The following is an 18,895-nucleotide window of genomic DNA, read 5'->3' as shown; positions in this document are numbered from 1 at the left end:
ATGCTTGGCCGTCTCGTTGAATGGTCGGTGCGCAACGTCTTCCTGGTGCTGCTGATGACGCTGGCGATCGTTGCCGGCGGCATCTACGCGCTGATGAAGACCCCGCTGGACGCGCAACCGGACCTGTCGGATGTCCAGGTGATCGTGTTTACCGAGTACCCGGGGCAAGCGCCCCAGGTGGTCGAGGACCAGGTGACCTACCCACTGACCAGCGCCCTGCTCACAGTGCCCAAGTCGAAGGACGTCCGCGGCTTCTCATTCTTCGGCGCGTCCTTCATCTACGTCATATTCGAGGAAGGGACGGATCTGTACTGGGCGCGCTCGCGCGTGCTCGAGAATCTGAACGTTGCGTCGAAGAACCTCCCGGCCGGCGTGGCACCCGCACTGGGCCCCGACGCCACGGGCGTGGGCTGGGTCTACCAGTACGTGCTCAAAAGCGACCGCCACTCACTGGACGAACTGCGCGCCATGCAGGACTGGTACCTGCGCTTCCAGCTCAACACCGCGCCCGGCGTGGCCGAGATCGCCAGCGTCGGCGGCTTCGTGCGCCAGTATTCGATCACCGTCGATCCGGTCCGGCTGCGCGAGTTCGACATTCCGATCTCGCGGGTGTCGGAGGTGATCGCTGCAAGCAACCGCGACGTTGGCGGCCGCGTGATCGAGATGGCCGAGACCGAGTACATGGTGCGGGGCCGTGGCTACCTGCGAGGCATCGAGGACATCGAGAACCTGGTTCTGCGCGCGGAGAGTGGAGCGCCGGTGCTCATCGGCGATGTCGCGCGGGTGGAACTCGTGCCCGACGAGCGCCGTGGCATCGCCGACCTCGACGGCGAAGGCGATGTGGTGGCCGGCATCGCTATCGCCCGCTACGGCGAGAACGCGCTGGCCGTGATCGGAGGCCTCAAGGACAAGATCACCCAGCTTGCAAGCGGTCTTCCCGAAGGGGTCAGCATCCAGGCGGTCTACGACCGCTCCGATCTGATCAAGCGCGCCATCAAAACCCTGCGCATGACACTGATCGAGGAGAGCCTGATCGTCGCGCTGGTGTGCCTGGTGTTCCTGTTCCATGCGCGCAGCGCGCTGGTCGCGATCGTCATGCTGCCCGTCGGCGTGCTGATCGCGGTCATCGCGATGCGTGCGCTCGGCATGAATTCCAACATCATGAGCCTGGGCGGCATCGCGATCTCGATCGGCGTGATGGTCGACGCGGCGATCGTGATGATCGAGAACGCGCACAAGCACATCGAACGCGACGATGGCTCCCGCAGCCGTATCCAGCTGATCATCGACGCCTGCCGCGAGGTCGGGCCGGCGCTGTTCTTCAGCCTGTTGATCATCACCGTCTCGTTCCTGCCGGTGTTCGCGCTCGAGGCGCAGGAAGGACGTCTATTCAAGCCACTGGCGTTCACCAAGACGTTCGCGATGGCCGGTGGCGCGCTGCTATCTGTGACACTAGTCCCGGTGCTGATGCTCCTGTTCGTTCGAGGCAAGATCGTTCCCGAGCACAAGAACCCGGTGAACCGGTTCCTGATCGCAGCCTACCGGCCCGCGATCGACATCGTGCTGCGGCACCGCGTGGCGACGATCCTCCTCGCGCTCGTCGCGCTGTTTGCCAGCCTGTGGCCGGCATCGCGCGTGGGAAGTGAGTTCATGCCGACCCTCAACGAGGGCACGCTCCTATACATGCCTGCTTCGTTGCCTGGCATGTCGGTGACCAAGGCCTCTGAGCTGTTGCAGCAGCAGGACCGGATCATCAAGAGCTTCCCGGAGGTGGAGTCGGTCTTCGGCAAGGCCGGTCGTGCCCTGACCGCGACCGACCCGGCGCCGCTGGAGATGTTCGAGACGGTCATCAACCTCAAGCCCGAGGACCAGTGGCGCGACGGCATGACCACCGACAAGCTCATCGCCGAGTTGGACGCGGCGCTGAAGTTCCCCGGCGTCGCCAACTCCTGGACCATGCCGATCAAGGCACGCACCGACATGCTGGCCACCGGCATCCGCACGCCGGTGGGGATCAAGGTGTTCGGCAACGACCTGGAGCAGTTGGACGCCTTGGCGACCGAGATCGAAGGGGTCGTGCGCGGCGTGCCAGGAACGACCAGCGCCTTCGCTGAACGTCTGACCGGGGCGTACTATCTGGATGTCGTCCCGGACCTCGGCAGCCTGGCCCAGTACGGCGTTAGCCTGGGTGAGGTGCAGGACCTGGTGGCGGCCGCGCTGGGCGGCGAGATGGTCTCCACCATCCTCCAGGGACGCGAGCGCTTCAGCGCGATCGTGCGCTATCCGCGCGAACTGCGCGACGATCCGCACCGGATCGGCACCCAGGTGCTGGTCCCGGTGCCCGGCGGCGCCCAGGTGCCATTGGGTGAGCTGGCGCAGATCGAAGTTAAGAAGGGGGCGCCGAGCATCCGCACTGAGAACGCGATGCTGGCCGCCTACATCTACGTCGATACGCGCGAAAGCGACTTGGGCCGCTACGTGAAGGCGGCGCAGGATGCGGTCGCCGAGCGGGTGCAGTTCCCGCCGGGCTACTACGTCTCCTGGAGCGGGCAGTACGAGTACATGCAGCGTGCCGCCGAGAAGATGCGCGTCGTCATCCCGGTGACCCTGGCGCTGATTTTCCTGCTGCTGTACCTCAACTTCCGCCGCGTCACCGAGTCGCTGATCGTGATGCTGTCGGTGCCTTTCGCGCTCGTCGGCGGCATCTGGCTGATGTGGATGCTCGACTACAACGTCAGCGTCGCGGTGATCGTGGGCTTCATCGCGCTGGCTGGCGTCGCCGCGGAAACCGGCGTGATTATGTTGATCTACCTCGACCACGCGCTCGAGGCGCGTGCCGCGCAGCGGCAGGCCGAAGGCCGCCCGCTGGATGCACGGGACCTGCGCGAAGCGATCATTGAAGGCGCGGTCGACCGCGTGCGCCCGAAGATGATGACCGTGGTCGCGATCATGGCCGGCTTGCTGCCGATCATGTGGAGCAGCGGCACCGGCTCCGAGGTCATGCGCCGCATCGCCGCACCGATGGTGGGCGGGATGGTCTCGTCGACCATCCTGACGTTGGCGGTGATTCCGGCGCTGTACTCGCTGATCAAGCAGCGGCAACTGGCCAGGAAGCCGCACCCCTCCTCCGCACTACCCAAGGAGAAGTAGTGATGGGGCCGTTCAACGCAGGCAGGGACCGACGGTTCATGCAACTGTGGCCGCGAACATCCGTCCGTCTACGGCCAATTCGCGCGTTACTGGCTTCGCCCACCGCAAGGCCGGTTGACCTGTGTGCGAGACACAGGTCTAGCCTGATCAACACCTCGCCGGGAGCAAGCCGATGACGACCAAGGAAGAAGTGACGCTGCCGCTGATGACGGTCCGCCAGCTGGCACGGCAGGGCGATGTCACGGTGCATGTGGTGCGCAACTACCTGCGGCGCGGTCTGTTGCAAGCGGCCACGCATACCGAGGGCGGCTACCAGTTGTTCTCCACCTCGGAGCTCCTTCGCCTGCACTTCATTCGCACGGCGCAACACCTTGGCTTCACGCTGGGGGAAATCGAGGAAATCATCCACCACAGCCTGCTGCGGCACAGCCCTTGCCCACTGGTGAGGGACATCATCCGACGCAGGCTCGACGACACCCGTCACCAGCTGGACACGCTGCTCGCCATGCACGGACGGATGGAGCATGCCGTGCGCGCCTGGGCTTCGCTGCCGGACTCCATTCCAACTGGCAACGAAGTCTGCGCATTGATCGAATCTGTTGCCGCTGCTGAAGGCGGCGGGTTCGTCAAGTCCACCCCGCGGCGACTTCTTGGACGCCGCCCCACAGAGGAGAATTTGCCATGACAGCCTCCAGTCCTGCCCCCTCAGGCTCCCGACGCTGGGTCTTCTGGATCTTCCTGGCGCTGGCCGTGTTCTATCTCGCCGTCGAGCACCGCGCCCACCTTGGGGGGACTCTTCGCTGGTTGCCCCTGGCCATCCTGCTGCTATGTCCCTTGATGCATGTGTTCATGCACAAGGGGCATGGCGGTCATGGAGGTTCCGGAAGTCATGGGCGCGACGGCAATGCCGACGACACACCCCATGGCCAGCATGAGAGCCGTAGCAAGCGGGCACTGAACGACGAAACGTCCGACACCTCGAACGGAGGGCACTGACATGCAGGCACCCGACTCCGGCTACGGCCTTTGGCTGCTGGCCGCCATCAACACCGCGTTCTTCATCTTCTTCGCCTGGAGCTTCTACAAGCCCTTGACCCGCTGGGACTGGCGGGGGTTCGGGATGTTCTCCGCCTTCGTCGTGGCCCTGTTCGCGGAAATGTATGGCTTCCCGCTGACGTTGTACGTCCTGGGCGGGTGGCTCAGTGCCAATTATCCGCAAGTGAACTGGCTCAGCCATGACGCGGGCCATCTGCTGGAGATGTGGTTCGGCTGGCGCGCCAATCCGCATTTTGGTCCATTCCACATGGCGAGCTTCGTCCTGATCGGCGGTGGCTTCTGGCTGCTGTCGGCCGCCTGGCCAGTGTTGTATCGGGCGCAGCGTGAGGGCCGGATGGCCCGAGACGGCGTGTATGCGCGCATGCGCCACCCGCAGTACGTCGCTTTCGTGTTGGTGCTGACCGGTTTCCTGCTGCAGTGGCCCACGCTGCTCACGCTCGCCAGCTATCCGGTGCTCGTGTGGGCCTATGCCCGCCTGGCGCGCCGTGAGGAAAAGGACTGCCTGGGCCGCTTCGGCGACGAGTACGTCCGCTACATGCAGCAGGTGCCGGCCTTCATTCCGCGACGCAGGCGCGGCCCCGCCCCATCCCAGGGAGAAGTCCGATGACACACGTCCACGAACCGCCAGTGCGCACGCGCACCTGGCCCATCGGCGACATGGTGAGTGCCGGCTGCGCGCGCACGCTGGAGAGGGCCGTAGCCGCGTTGCCCGGAGTCAACGCCACCATCGCGAATTTCGCCACCGCGACCCTGCAGGTGTCCTACGACCCGGCCCGCCTGTCGTCGGGCGCGGTCGCCACCGCGATCCGCGACTGCGGCTTCCAATGCGACGCCTCGATGCCCGCTGCCGGCCCGGGCGCAGGCGCGCACGCCCACGCTGCGCATGCCCGGCACGGACCGGGTACCACCGCGGAGCACCCTGCCGACGCCCACGCCGGCCACGGCGATGACGCCAAGGATGCCGGGGGTCACGACGCCCATGCGGGCATGAACCACGGCAGCGATCTGCACGCCGCGGCGCGCGACATGGGCCGCCGCTTCCTGGTCGCTCTCGCCTTCGCGATCCCGGTATTCGTGTGGTCGCCCATGGGCGGCCTGATGGAGCCGCCGCCGGTGCCGTTTGGACTGCGCGAGAACGTCTGGTTGTTCCTGCTGGCGACCGGCGCCGTGCTGTATCCGGGCTGGCCGTTCTTCAGTGCGGCGATTCGTTCGCTGCGCCGCGGCGTGCTGGACATGGCGGTGCTGGTGCTGCTGAGCGTGGGCACCGGCTACGGGTTCAGCATCGCGTCGACGTTCTTCTTCGACGGACCGAACTTCTACGAGGCCTCGGCGGTCCTGCTGACCTTCGTCCTGCTCGGCCACTGGCTCGAGATGCGGGCACGCGCCGGCGCTTCGGACGCGATGAAGGCGTTGTTGAAGCTGTCCCCGCCCCGCGCGGTGGTGCGCCGTGACGGACAGGAGCTCGACATCCCGACCGCCGAAGTCCTGGTCGGCGATATGGTCGTGGTGCGGCCGGGGGCGAAGATCCCCGTCGACGGCACCGTCGCTGAAGGCAGCTCCCAGGTCGACGAATCCATGCTGACCGGCGAGTCGATGCCCGTGCGCAAAGACCCAGGGGCCTCCGTTGTCGGCGGATCGATCAACAAGAGCGGTGCATTTGCCTACACCGCCACCAAGATCGGCAGCGATACCGCGCTGGCGCAGATCATCAAGCTGGTCCAGACCGCACAGAACTCCAAGGCGCCTGCGCAACTGCTCGCCGACCGCGCTTCGCAGTGGCTGGTGCTGGCCGCGATCGTGATCGGGCTGCTGACCTTCGCGGTCTGGTTCTGGTGGCTGGGACAGCCGCTCATGTTCGCGCTCACGCTGACGATCACCGTCTTCGTCATTGCCTGTCCCGACGCACTGGGTTTGGCCACCCCGATGGCGATCATGATCGGCACGGGCCTGGGCGCTCGACACGGCATTCTGTTCAAACACGCCGAAGCCATCGAGAAGAGCGCCCGGCTGGACGTTGTGATCTTTGACAAGACTGGAACCCTGACGGTCGGTGCACCGGAGGTGGTCGACATGGCGGTCGCACCGGGCTGGACGCAGGAGCGGCTACTGGCCACGGCCGCTGCGGTCGAGGCGCATTCGGAGCACCCGCTGGCGCAAGCGATCCTCAAGCGCGCCGGTCCGGCAGCCGAACGCGCTACGGCCTTCACCAACATCGACGGCCAGGGCGCCACCGGGGTGGTTGACGGGGTGCAGGTCCTGCTGGGCAATCGCATCCTGATGGTCGAACACGGAATCGATCTATCCGTGCTGGAAGCGGAGGCCGCGCGCCTCACCGGCGCGGGTCGCACCGTGATCTATGCAGGGGTAGGCGGCGAGCTTGCGGGCTTCTTCGCCATCGCTGATGCGATCCGCGAGACCTCGCGCGCCGCCATCGACGAACTGCATCGTCGCAACATCAAAGTGGCGATGATCACCGGCGACAATCGCCCCACCGCCGAACGCGTAGCTCAGGATCTGGGGATCGACATCGTGCTGGCAGACGTGTTGCCTGGCGGCAAGTCCGACGAGGTCATCAAGCTGCAGTCGCAGGGCCTCAAGGTCGGCATGGTGGGCGACGGCATCAACGACGCACCGGCGCTGACGCAGGCCGACGTCGGCTTCGCGATCGGCGCCGGCACGGACGTCGCCATCGAGAGCGCCGACATCGTGCTCATGCACAGCGACCCCTACGACGTCGTGCGCGCGACCTCCATCGCCCGGGCCACCCTGCGCAAGATGCACCAGAACCTCGGCTGGGCCGTGGGTTACAACGTGCTGGCCTTCCCGCTCGCGGCCGGCGTGTTCTATCCGTTCGTGCTGTCGCCGGAAATCGCCGCCCTGTCGATGTCGGGAAGTTCGGTGATCGTGGCCCTCAATGCCTTGCTTCTCAAACGCCTTCCACTGGCGGACGTTGCCGCCTCCCCTCGCATCCAGTCCAAGGAGTCCACGCCATGAATCCCGCGACGCACCTTGCCCACCCAAGGGCCCGAGGCACGTATCCCCGCCGCTGGCATGCCGCGCTGGCCTTGGCTGCTCTGTTCGCCTTCGCACTGCCGGGTGTCGCCTCGGCGAGTGAAGGTGGGTTCCGTCACAACGTACTGATGCGCGGCCAAGTGTTGGAGAAGCAGGACGAAACGCTCGTCGTCTGCGTCGGACAGGCCGACGGCGCTCAGGTCGGGCAGGTGCTGGATGTGATCCGGCACAAGCGCCGCATCCGGCATTCGCGGACCGGCGGTCCACGCTACCGCCGTGAAAACGTCGGCCAAGTGCGGATCGTTGAACTGTTCGACGGTCACTACGCGGATGCCGAAGTGATCTCCGGCAGCCCCAAGGTCAACGACACGGTGGAGCTCGTTCGCCCCTGACCAGGCGCGTCGCACGGGGATGCGCATCGGCCCTTCCAACGCCTCCCGCAATCGCTTCCTTCCGAGACAGGAGTCACGTCATGACAGCGTCTTCCAACCCCACCCTGCATTTCCTCGGCGCCGCGGGCACAGTCACCGGCTCGCGCTACCTGGTCGAGGCCAACGGCCAGCGCGTGCTGGTCGACTGCGGCCTGTTCCAGGGCTACAAACAGCTGCGCGAGCGCAACTGGGCACCGTTTCCCGTCGACGCGGCATCAATCGATGCGGTGATCCTGACCCACGCCCACTTGGACCATTCGGGCTACCTGCCCGCACTCGTCAAGCAGGGGTTCCGCGGCCGGATCCACTGCACCCACGGCAGCGTGGCGCTGTGCGGACTGCTGCTTCCCGACAGCGGGCACCTGCTGGAAGAAGAGGCGAAGTACGCCGCGCGCAAGGGCTACTCGAAGCACAAGGAGCCGCGACCGCTCTATACGGAAGATGACGCCCGTCGCAGCCTGAAGCAGCTGCAGGGACATGACCATGAACGCGACATCGAGGTCGCGCCCGGCTTCACGGTGCGCTTCCACCCCGCAGGTCACATCCTGGGCGCCGCCCACGTCAGCCTGGATGTCCAGGGCCAGCGCCTGCACTTCAGCGGCGACTTGGGACGGCAGCAGGAATCGCTGATGAATCCGCCGACGCCCCTGCCCGCCTGCGACGTACTGGTCTGCGAGTCCACTTACGGCAATCGCGAACACGTCCCGATCGACCAGGAAGCGGAATTGGCCCCGATCATCCGCCGTGTTGCCGCGCGCGGGGGCGTTATCGTCATCCCCGCCTTTGCTGTCGGACGCGCCCAGGCGCTCATGCTGCATATCGCCCGGCTGCGTGAGCGCAAGGAGATCCCTCGCGTGCCGGTGTACCTCAACAGCCCGATGGCGATCAACGCGACCCGGCACTACCACGCCCACCATTCCGAGCACCACGTGTCCGAAGAGGACTGCCAGCGGATGTTCGACGTGGCCACCTTCGTCAACACGGTGGAAGAGTCGAAGGCGCTCAACCGCCAGCGCGGACCGATGATCATCATCTCCGCCAGCGGGATGGCGACCGGGGGGCGCGTGTTGCACCACATCGAGGCGTTCGGTCCGGATGACCGAAACGCGATCCTGCTCGCGGGCTACCAGGCCGGCGGAACACGCGGTGCCGCGCTGGCGGCAGGAAAGCGAACCTTGCGCATGTTTGGCCGCGAGGTCCCCATTCGCGCCGAGGTAGTGCAGCTGGAAGGCTTTTCTGGCCACGCCGACGCCGGGGAACTGCTGGACTGGATGCGCACCGCGCCGTCCGCGCCGCGCGTCGTCTACCTCACCCACGGCGAGCCCGATGCAGCCGACACGTTGCGCGGGCGCGTGCAGCGCGAGCTGGGCTGGCGCGCACGCGTTCCGGAGCACCTGGAGCGCGTTGGGCTGGAGGATGCGCGATGAGCGAGCTGGCCGCTGCTCACACCCTGCTGCGCGTCACCCGTGCCGGCATCGACACCTACCAGCAGCCGGTGGTGTACATGCACCGCGACTGTGAAGTCTGCCGCTCGGAAGGCTTTGCCGCGATGACTCGCGTGAGGCTAGACGTGGGTTCGCGCACGCTGGTGGCGACGCTGAACGTGGTCGTGGACGATCGGCTCGGCCTGGACGAGGTGGCGCTCTCGGAGACCGCGTGGACGCTGCTCGATCCCATGCCCGATGTCCTTGCCCGGGTCCGGCACACGGAACCCGCGGCGTCGGCAGGCGCGCTCCGCGCCAAGGTGTTCGGGGCACGGCTGGACGACGCGCAGTACCTCGCCCTGGTGCAGGACGTGATGGAAAGCAGGCTGTCGGACCTGGAGCTTGCCGCCTTCGTCACGGCCAGCGCGGGCGACCGCCTCGACAACGTCGAGACGACCGCGCTGACGCGGGCCATGATCGCGGTTGGCCAGCGCCTGGACTGGGGCGATGGGCCGGTGCTGGACAAGCACTGCGTCGGCGGCCTGCCGGGCAATCGCACCACCCCGATCGTGGTGGCCATCGTGGCCGCGCTGGGCTACCGCATCCCGAAGACGTCCTCGCGCGCCATCACATCGCCCGCGGGCACCGCCGACACCATGGAAGTGATGGCGCCGGTGGCGCTCGACCTGGCGGCGATGCGGCGGGTGGTGGAGCGCGAGGGCGGCTGCATCGTCTGGGGCGGCAACGTGCGCCTGAGCCCGGCCGACGACATCCTGATCCGGGTCCAGCGCCCGCTGGACTTCGATAGCGACGGACAACTGGTAGCCAGCGTGCTGTCGAAGAAGATCGCGGCGGGCTCCACCCACGTGCTGATCGACATGCCGGTGGGTCCGACCGCCAAGGTGCGCAGTGAGGCTGCGGCGGACAGCCTCGGCTCGCGGCTTGCACACACCGCCAGCGCGCTTGGATTGCAGCTGGCCATCCATCGCTCCGACGGCACCCAGCCGGTGGGTCGGGGCATCGGCCCGGCGCTCGAGGCGCACGATGTGCTCAAGGTGCTGCGCAACGCCACCGACGCACCGGCCGACCTGCGCGAACGCGCGCTTGCGCTGTCGGCGGCGCTGCTGGACATGGCACCGGGCAGCAGCGCCGGCACCGGACTGGAGCGCGCGCGCAGCGTGCTGGATTCCGGGAGGGCGCTGGCCAAGTTCCTGGCGATCTGCGAAGCCCAGGGAGGCTTCCGCGAACCGGCGCGGGCGCCATTCACCGCCGACGTTCCGGCATCCGCGTCGGGCCGCATCACGGAAATCGACAACCGCAGGCTGGCCAAGCTGGCCAAGTTGGCCGGCGCACCCACATCCCCCACCGCCGGCTTGGAAACGAGTCTGCGCGTCGGCGATGCGGTCGAGCGCGGACAGCCTCTGCTGACCCTGCATGCGGAGTCTCCGGGCGAGCTGGCCTATGCGCTGGAGCACGCCGCCACCTTGCAACCCTTCGTCCTTGGAGAGGTTCCATGACCCGTGTGCTGATGCCTTTCCCGGCCGATGCAGCATTGGCCAGCACCATGAACCAGGCTATGCAGGCGCGCATTGCACCTGTGGCTTGGCGGCACTTTCCCGATGGCGAGTCGCTGGTGACCCTGGAGGACTCGCTGGCTGGCGCGGATGTGGCCATCCTGGCCAGCCTGCGCCACGCCGATGCTTTGGCCCTCCCGTTGCGTTTCGCCGCCCGAACGGCGCGCGAGTTCGGGGCGCGCTCGGTCGGCCTGATCGCGCCCTACCTCGGGTACATGCGCCAGGACAAGCGTTTCCATGGTGGTGAAGCGGTCAGCACGCCGCTGTTTGCCCAGTTCCTGGAGGAGACGTTCGACTGGCTTGTGACCGTCGACCCGCACCTGCACCGCGTCGAGCGCCTGCAGTCGCTCTACCGGATTCCGACGGCCCACGTGTCGGCGACGCCGGCCGTGGCCCGCTGGATCGCGGAAACCGTCCCCGATGCGGTGCTGATCGGACCCGACAGCGAGAGCGAGCAATGGGTCGCCGACATCGCCGCCCGCTCCGGCATGCCCTACCAGGTCCTCGCCAAGGAACGCCACGGCGACTACGACGTGCGCGTGAGCCTGCCTGACCCGGCGGCCGTGGCCGGCCGGACCCAGGTGCTGATCGACGACATCGTGTCGTCCGGCCATACGATCCTGGAGACCCTCGCGCACCTGCGCCAGCTGTCGCTGCCGCCACCGCTGCTGGTCGCCATCCATCCGGTGTTTGCCGGCGATGCCTATGCCCGCCTGCAGGAGGCGGGCCTGGCTCGTATCGTCAGCACCGACACCATTTCCCACCCGTCGAACGCAATTGCGCTCGGCGCGGACCTTGCCGCTGCGGCCTCGACACTGATGGCTGCTTCGACCAATTCCCCGGAGGACCCATGAACCTGCATCTGAACTGCTGCACCGCCGACCAGCTGTCAGCCGCCGAGCGCCAGCGGATCCTTGAACTGGCCGATGCCCACCGGCAGGCTGATCGCGCGTTCGCACATTGGGCAGCCGGCTACGGCGTGATCCGGCATGACCCGCTCACCCAGCTGCGGGTCCGCCAGATGGTGGACGAACTGGTGGCCCTGGGCCGCACGCCCAATACCGGCACTGCTTGGCAGCGGCTCGCCGCGGCCGATCGCGTCGCCAGTGCCGGCATGTGGCTGGTGGCGCACATGACCTACAGCCAGCGGGTCCGTACCGACGGCACGGTCCTTGAGGCCGACGATTTCAAGCTCACGCCTGAAGGCCACACCGGCGGGTCCCTCAACATGGTGCCCGCCTACGCTGGCTACCTCCTGATGGACGCCCTGGATGGTGTCACCCGCGCTTGGATGATGGGCCAAGGGCACTGCGTGGCCGCGATCGACGCGCTGAACGTGTTGGTTGGCAACATGACCGACAGGCACGCCGAACGCTATGACCGCTCCGACGCCGGACTGAGCCGGTTCGTCGGCGACTTCTACGCCTACACGCTCAATCCGGACGGGACGCCGGCGTCGCCGCTGGGCTCCCACGTCAATGCGCATACCGCCGGGGCGTGATGGAAGGTGGCTATCTCGGCTTTGCCGAGCTTCAGTACGTGCATGCGCCGCTCAAGGACGAACGCCTGGTGGCGTTCCTCAGCGACGGTGCGTTCGAAGAACAGCGCGGCAGCGATTGGGCGCCGCGCTGGTGGCGTGCCGAAGACAGCGGGCTGGTCAGCCCGATCATCATCCTCAACGGGCGGCGTATCGAACAGCGCAGCCAGATCACCCAGCAAGGCGGCGAGCGCTGGTTGGACCGGCACCTGCGCTTGAACGGCTTTGATCCGATCGCGCTGGACGGGCGCGATCCGGCCAGCATCGCGTGGGGCATCCACGTGATGGAATCGCGCCTGCAAGCGGGCGCCGCCGTCCCCGATACCGACGTGCGGCTGCCCTATGGCATCGCCGAAACCGTGAAGGGCTTCGGCTTCCCGGCGCCGGGACCAACGCCTCGCACAATCTTCCCCTGCCCGGAAATCCGGCGGTGGATGCAGAGGCGCGCACGCTCTTCAATGAGGGCGCTGCAGCTCTGTTCGTGACCTTCCCCGAACTCGAGGAGGCCGTCGCCGCACTCAACAGCCACGATGACCAGCAGCGGGTGCGCGAACGCGACCATGCGCTGGCCGATCGCCAGATGGAACCACCCCGCGTGCCGGCGATCGCCGACCGCGGTGCCGGCGGCGAGAGCTCGCCGATGACCGCGCTGGACGAGCAGTTCGTCGCGATCGCCGAAGCGAACCCGGGCCTGCGCGTGCGCGTGGGCAATCCCGACGAGCTGCGCAGCAACAAGCTCGACCGCACCCTGGACGCGATGAAGCACCGGGTGCACGAGCCCGAGCCCGGCATTGCCGAATCGACGACCGGCGCGGTCATCACCGCGCTCAACGAGGAGGCCGTGGTCTGCGCCGCGCTCGGCAACAAGGGCGGCCTGAACCTGGTGGTCACCTACGAGGCGTTCGCGCCGAAGATGCTCGGCGCCGTGCGCCAGGAACTGATCTTTGCCCGCCATCAGAAGCAGGCCGGACGCCCGCCCGGCTGGCTGGGCGTGCCGCTGGTGCTGACTTCGCACACGTGGGAAAACTCGAAGAACGAGCAGTCGCACCAGGATCCGACCATGGCCGAGGCGCTCATGGGCGAGATGGCCGACATCTCGCGCGTGGTGTTTCCGCCCGATGCCAACGGCGCCGCCGCAGCCCTCACCCACGCCTACGCGCAACGCGGCACGGTCACCACCCTGGTCGTCCCCAAGCGCCCGGTGCCCCATGAGCTGACGTCACAGCAGGCCCAGGCGCTGGCCGAGACCGGGGCAACGTGCCTGGCCGGAGATCCGGCGTCGGCGGCGGTCCTGCTGGTCGCCACCGGTGCCTACCAATTGCAGGAAGTTCGTCGCGCCCACGCGCGCCTCGTCGAAGGTGGTGTCGCGGCGGCGATCGTCTATCTCGGCGAGCCCGGCCGGTTCCGCACGCCGCGCGATCCGGAGGAGGCGCGGTACGTGCACTCCGACAGCGCGGTCCAGGCGCTGTTCCCGGTGGGCCGACCGCGCGTATTCGTCACCCACACCCGCCCCGAACCCTTCCTCGGCGCCCTGCGCCGACTCGACACCGGCCCGGCCACCACTGCGGCGCTGGGCTTCGTCAACCGCGGCGGCACGCTGGACGTGCCCGGCCTGCTGTTCGCCAACCGCAGCACCTGGGCGCACGTGGTCGATGCGGCTGCGGGCGTCCTCGGCGAGTCCCGTGGCAGTCTGTTGTCGGAAGCGGAGTTGGCGGCAGTGGATGGTCGCGGCGATCCGGCCACCGTCCTGCGCCCGGAAACGGGACAGGCCTCGTGAGCGTGCCGGTCAGGACCTCGCGCTGATGGCCGGCACGGTGCGCCGCGGAGGTCAGATCGCCTGGGCCGGACTGAAGCTCGGAGTCGCCGTGCTGCGCCTGCGCCGGCGCGCACCCGAACGGCTTCCCGCGTACGTCAGCGCCACCTTGGTCGGGCTGGGCACCACCTTCGTCAAGCTGGGCCAGGGCTTGAGCCTGCGTTGGGACCTACTGCCGGTGCCCTATCGGGAGGCGCTGTCGCGACTGCACAGCGATGTGCCGGCGTTTCCTGCGGAGCAGGCGAGGCGCAGCGTCGAGCAGGCGTTCGGCGCACCGGTCGACGCGCTCTTCGCCAGCTTCGATGACAGGGCGCTGGCCGCGGCTTCAGTCGCCCAGATCCACCCGGCGCGCATGCATGACGGACGCGACGTGGTCGTCAAGATCACCCGCCCCGGCATCCATGCCCAGGTGCAGGCCGACCTGCGGCTGCTGCGGCGCACGGTGCGCGTGGCCCAGTGGCTGTGGCCGCCGCTCACGCGGCACCGCCCGCTCGAGCTCGTCGACGAACTGGGTGCCTTCCTGCGCGACGAGATCGACATGCGCCACGAAGCACAGAACATGCGTCGCATGGCCAGGGTGCTTGACGCCCTGCCCGGCATCACCCAGCCACACGTCGTCGAACCTTACGCCGCCCGAGACGTGATGGTCCAGGATCGAAGCCACGGCACCCGCCTCGAGGCCGCCTACGGAACAGCGGCCGCTCCCGCGCTGGCGAGGGAGCTGCTGGATGCCTACGTGCATCAGCTGTTCGGCGCCGGCGTATTCCATGCAGATCCCCATCCAGGGAATCTGTTCTTCTTCGACGACGGTCGCCTGTGCCTGCATGATTTCGGCTCGATCGGCGTGCTCGACCCGGCTTCCCGGCTCGCGCTGGGCGGCATGGTCGAGGCCATCGCGGCCGACGATGCCGAGGGCGTGCTGGATGCGGCAATCGCCCTGGGCTTCTTCCCGCCGCAGGTCGAACGGCGCTCGCACGTGCGCGAGATCCACCTGATCCTGGCCGAGATGGCCAGCCGTCCGCTGGCGGAGTGGTCCATCGCCGAGGCGATCTGGCGCGTGGCGCGGATTGGGCAGGGCGCGGGCTTTCGGCTTCCTTCCCACCTGCTGGCGCTGATTCGCACGCTGTTTCTGGTCGAGAACACGCTGCGCGCCCTGGATCCGGATCTGGACCTGATGGGGTCGCTGTCGGCGCAGGCATCCGACATCGCCGACATCGCCGATGCCAGTCGCCCCGGCGGCAACAGGCCGCTTGCCATGCGGCTGGCCCGCACCGCCCGCCAGCTGCCACAGATCGCCACCGACCTGTTGCGACAGGCACAGCTGAGCGACGGACGGCCCGCGCTCTCGGTGCACCACCACGGTCTGGCGCCCACGCACGAGGCGCTCGCGCGCACCGGCAACCGGCTGGCATTGGCCCTGGTCACCCTGGGCTTGTACGTCAGCGGCGCCCTGCTGAGCCTGCATTCCGACGGCCCGCAAGTGTTCGGTCACCTGCCTGTCATGGCGGTGCTGGCCTTCACTGCAGCGGGCCTGCTATCCCTGCGGCTGGTAATGGCCATCGCCAGATCGGGGCACCTGTGATCAGCCGGAGCAACGAACATCGGGAATGGCCGATTTCCCGACAGTCTGTTACAGAACCCCTGATCTATCTCCCCGCTGACGCCCAGTGCATCAGTGCATCCAGGAAGGCAGACCCATGACGCAACACAACCACCATCATCAAGATCACCAGGCACATAGCGAACAATCGCTTGTTTCCCGCAAGCGTGGCGATGGCGACGCCCATGCCGGGCACGATAAGCATGCCGGCCACAGCGCGGCGGGCTTCCGCGACAAGTTCTGGCTCACGCTGCTGCTGACCATCCCCACGTTGATCTGGAGCGGGATGATCCAGCATTGGTTCGACTACACCGCACCGCAGTTCCCGGGCGCGGCGTACATCCCCGCGATGTTCGGCACGGTCGTGTACTTCTACGGCGGCTCGCCGTTCCTCCGCGGCGGATACCAGGAACTGCGCAGTCGTTTGCCGGGGATGATGACGCTGATCTCGCTTGCGATCACCGTCGCCTTTGTTTACAGCGCCGTGGTCACGCTCGGCCTTGTCGAGGGACTGGATCTGTGGTGGGAGCTGGCGACGCTGGTGGCGATCATGTTGCTCGGCCACTGGATCGAGATGCGTTCGATCAACCAGGCACAGGGCGCGCTCAAGGAGCTCGCGAAGCTGCTGCCTGACATGGCGGTGCGGTTGGATGAGGCCGGTACCACGAAGGAAATCCCCGTCGCGGAACTGAGGCGCGGCGACCTGCTGCTCATCCGGCCCGGCGCCAGCATTCCTGCCGACGGCGTAGTGAAGGAAGGGACCAGCGCCGTCAACGAAGCGATGATCACCGGCGAGTCCAAGCCGATGGACAAGTCGGCGGGCGACCGGGTGATCGCCGGCACCGTCAACGGACAGGGCTCGCTGCGTGTCGAAGTGACGGGGACCGGCGACGAGACGGCACTCGCGGGCATCATGCGGCTCGTCGAACAGGCCCAGACGTCGCGCTCGCGCGCCCAGGCCCTGGCGGATCGCGCGGCGTTCTACCTCACGATCATCGCCATCGTCTCCGCCGCCATCACCGCTATCGTCTGGCCACTCCTGGGCCGACCGTGGGGCTTCACGATCGAGCGCGTAGTGACGGTTCTCGTGATCGCCTGCCCCCATGCGCTGGGTCTGGCCATCCCGCTGGTGACCGCCATCTCGACCACGATCGGCGCACGCAACGGCCTGCTCGTGCGCGATCGACGCGGCCTCGAAGAGGCCCGCCTGCTGAACACGGTCGTGTTTGACAAGACAGGTACGCTCACCCTCGGTTCGCATCGCGTGGTGAAGACCACCGCCGCTGATGGATTCCCCGACGACGAGGTGCTTCGCGTGGCCGCGTCCGTCCAGCGGGATGCCGAACATCCGATCGCGCAGGCACTGATGACCAGCGCCAAGGAACATGGCATCGAAGTCCCGCTTTCGCAGGACTTCGAGTCCATGCCAGGTCGCGGCGTACGCGCACTCGTCGAGGGGCGCCGGCTTCATGTCGGTGGGCCAGCGCTACTGAAAATGCTCGCCGCCGAACTGCCGGAGACGTTGCGGCGGGCCGCCGAATCAGCGGCAGCCGACGGCCAGTCGGCAACCTACCTGGTGGAGGGCAACCAGGTGCTCGCCGTGTTCGCCATCGCCGATGCCATCCGCCCGGAGTCTTTCGATGCGGTCAAGCGGCTGCACGATAACGGACTGGAGGTGGTGCTGCTGACGGGTGATTCCACGGCGGTCGGCAATGCGGTCGCGAAGGAACTCGCCATCGACGCCGTCTTCGCCGAAGTCCTGCCCGAGGACAAGGTGGCGAAAATCGAGGAGCTGCAGGCCCAGGGCAAGCGCGTTGCAATGGTGGGCGACGGCGTCAACGACGCGCCGGCGCTGCTCACGGCCGATGTCGGCATCGCCATCGGCACAGGGACGGACGTCGCCGTCGAGGCCGGTGACGTCGTCCTCGTGCGCAGCGACCCGCGCGACGTGCCGGCGATCATTGCATTGAGCAAGGCAACCTACCGCAAGATGATCCAGAACTTGTGGTGGGCCGCCGGCTACAACATCGTCGCCATCCCTCTGGCCGCAGGGGTTCTCGCCGCATGGGGGATCCTGCTGCAACCTGCGCTCGGGGCGGTGCTCATGTCGCTAAGCACGATAGTTGTCGCCATCAATGCGCAGCTGTTGCGCCGGGCGGTACGGTCCCGATGAACATGACCTGGCGACAACTATGACCACGCGCCGGCTTCTGGCACTCAACGTTGGCTCGTCCACCCTCAAGGGCGCGTCCTACCTGTTGAACGCTGAGGTGCCGGGCGCACAGCCTCGCGTCGTCGAGCGCTCCCGGGTCGAGATTTCAGTCGGCCCGGATGCGCAAGAGCGCCTTGCCACCCTGCTCGAAACCTTGTCGGAAACGGCGGCCGGCCCTGAGGTGGTGGTCCACCGGATCGTGCACGGCGGTGACCTTCACGAGTCCCGTGAGCTCGACGAAGCTGTGCTCGCGAAACTGGATGCATTGGTGCCGTTCGCGCCCTTGCACCAGCCGCTCGCACTCGCCTTCGCGCGCGCCGCGCGGCTGCGATGGCTGCAAGCCCGCCAGGGCGTGGCCTTCGACACCGACTTTCACGCCTCACTCGCCCCCTGGAGCCGGCGTCTACCCATCCCCGAAGCATGGGATGCGCTGGGTATCCGCCGCTACGGTTTCCATGGGCTTGCCTTTGCCTCCGCGCTGCGGATCGTCGCCAGCCACGACGCCGGAATCCTGCAGAGCCGCGCCGTCTTCGCGCATCTGGGCGGTGGCTGCAGCGTCTGCGCCGTCGAAGATGGTAGGAGCCGCGACACCACCATGGCGCTCACTCCGCTGGGTGGAATCCCGAGCCCTACCCGCTCCGGGGATCTCGATCCCGGTGCGTTGCTTTATCTGCTCCGGCACGAAGGTCTGGATGCGCAGACGCTTGAAGAGGGTCTGTCCCGCGCTGCCGGCCTTGCCGGCATTGCCGGGCATGGCGACATGCGCATGCTGCTCGCCGACCCCGACCCCCAGGCGCAGCTTGCCGTGGAGCTGTTCGCAGTCCGGATTGCGCAGGCCATTGCGGCCATGGCCACGGCAATCGGGGGCGTTGACCATGTGGTCTTTTCCGGCGGCATCGGCCATCGCGCGCCCGGCCTGCGTGCTCGCATCGTCGCGCGCCTGGGCTGGCTTGGTCTGGCGCTGGCGTCTCGCGACAACGATGCAGGAGCCATACGGATCGATGGCGGGAGTGGGCCGGCGATCTGGAACGTCGCGATCGATGAGGAACGCGAGCTGGCTGAATCGGCACTGGCCTGGCTGTAGTC

Annotated in this window: 15 protein-coding genes; all 15 read left to right on the top strand. The window is 67.4% G+C overall.

Annotated features, from left to right (window positions below):
• Positions 1-3,150, top strand: a complete 3,150-nt coding sequence (locus tag H9L17_RS00830; RefSeq protein WP_187570526.1) for an efflux RND transporter permease subunit — start codon at positions 1-3, stop codon at positions 3,148-3,150.
• Positions 3,151-3,322: 172 nt separating this feature from the next.
• On the top strand, positions 3,323-3,835 hold the full coding sequence (locus tag H9L17_RS00825; RefSeq protein WP_223158069.1) for a MerR family transcriptional regulator: 513 nt from the start codon (positions 3,323-3,325) through the stop codon (positions 3,833-3,835).
• The gene (locus H9L17_RS16115) at positions 3,832-4,146 is read left to right on the top strand and encodes a DUF2933 domain-containing protein (RefSeq protein WP_065427866.1); all 315 of its coding nucleotides are present in this window, start codon (positions 3,832-3,834) and stop codon (positions 4,144-4,146) included. Before H9L17_RS00825 ends, H9L17_RS16115 begins: the two co-directional genes overlap by 4 nt.
• A 1-nt stretch (position 4,147) precedes the next feature.
• Complete coding sequence (locus H9L17_RS00815) at positions 4,148-4,813, top strand: methyltransferase family protein (RefSeq protein WP_028839372.1); 666 nt, start codon at positions 4,148-4,150, stop codon at positions 4,811-4,813.
• A complete protein-coding gene (locus H9L17_RS00810; protein ID WP_246455127.1) occupies positions 4,810-7,200 on the top strand; it encodes a heavy metal translocating P-type ATPase in 2,391 nt (796 codons plus the stop codon). The genes H9L17_RS00815 and H9L17_RS00810 overlap by 4 nt, the downstream gene beginning before the upstream one ends.
• Positions 7,197-7,610, top strand: a complete 414-nt coding sequence (locus tag H9L17_RS00805; protein ID WP_141480898.1) for a hypothetical protein — start codon at positions 7,197-7,199, stop codon at positions 7,608-7,610. Before H9L17_RS00810 ends, H9L17_RS00805 begins: the two co-directional genes overlap by 4 nt.
• Positions 7,611-7,690: 80 nt before the next feature.
• On the top strand, positions 7,691-9,076 hold the full coding sequence (locus tag H9L17_RS00800; RefSeq protein WP_187570525.1) for an MBL fold metallo-hydrolase RNA specificity domain-containing protein: 1,386 nt from the start codon (positions 7,691-7,693) through the stop codon (positions 9,074-9,076).
• Positions 9,073-10,590: a thymidine phosphorylase family protein gene (locus H9L17_RS00795; protein WP_187570524.1), complete on the top strand. Its 1,518-nt coding sequence runs from the start codon at positions 9,073-9,075 to the stop codon at positions 10,588-10,590. Before H9L17_RS00800 ends, H9L17_RS00795 begins: the two co-directional genes overlap by 4 nt.
• Positions 10,587-11,501, top strand: coding sequence for a ribose-phosphate diphosphokinase (locus H9L17_RS00790; protein ID WP_187570523.1), 915 nt, complete (start codon positions 10,587-10,589; stop codon positions 11,499-11,501). Before H9L17_RS00795 ends, H9L17_RS00790 begins: the two co-directional genes overlap by 4 nt.
• Positions 11,498-12,148, top strand: coding sequence for a hypothetical protein (locus H9L17_RS16235; RefSeq protein WP_246455126.1), 651 nt, complete (start codon positions 11,498-11,500; stop codon positions 12,146-12,148). Before H9L17_RS00790 ends, H9L17_RS16235 begins: the two co-directional genes overlap by 4 nt.
• Complete coding sequence (locus H9L17_RS16230) at positions 12,148-12,669, top strand: hypothetical protein (protein ID WP_246455125.1); 522 nt, start codon at positions 12,148-12,150, stop codon at positions 12,667-12,669. The genes H9L17_RS16235 and H9L17_RS16230 overlap by 1 nt, the downstream gene beginning before the upstream one ends.
• Positions 12,666-13,961 carry a hypothetical protein gene (locus tag H9L17_RS16225; protein ID WP_246455124.1) on the top strand — a complete coding sequence of 432 codons (1,296 nt, stop codon included), beginning with the start codon at positions 12,666-12,668 and terminating at the stop codon, positions 13,959-13,961. The genes H9L17_RS16230 and H9L17_RS16225 overlap by 4 nt, the downstream gene beginning before the upstream one ends.
• A 25-nt stretch (positions 13,962-13,986) precedes the next feature.
• A complete protein-coding gene (locus tag H9L17_RS00780; protein ID WP_187570522.1) occupies positions 13,987-15,579 on the top strand; it encodes an ABC1 kinase family protein in 1,593 nt (530 codons plus the stop codon).
• Between the two features lie 115 nt (positions 15,580-15,694).
• On the top strand, positions 15,695-17,770 hold the full coding sequence (locus H9L17_RS00775; RefSeq protein WP_246455123.1) for a heavy metal translocating P-type ATPase: 2,076 nt from the start codon (positions 15,695-15,697) through the stop codon (positions 17,768-17,770).
• Between the two features lie 19 nt (positions 17,771-17,789).
• Entirely contained in the window at positions 17,790-18,893 is a 1,104-nt protein-coding gene (locus H9L17_RS00770) for an acetate kinase (RefSeq protein ID WP_187570521.1), read from the top strand.
• Positions 18,894-18,895: the final 2 nt, after the last annotated feature.

Origin of the sequence: Thermomonas brevis (assembly GCF_014395425.1) — a bacterium.
Lineage (GTDB): Bacteria > Pseudomonadota > Gammaproteobacteria > Xanthomonadales > Xanthomonadaceae > Thermomonas > Thermomonas brevis.
The sequence above is the reverse complement of the archived record's forward strand: the minus strand, read 5'-3'. Positions and strand labels throughout refer to the sequence as shown.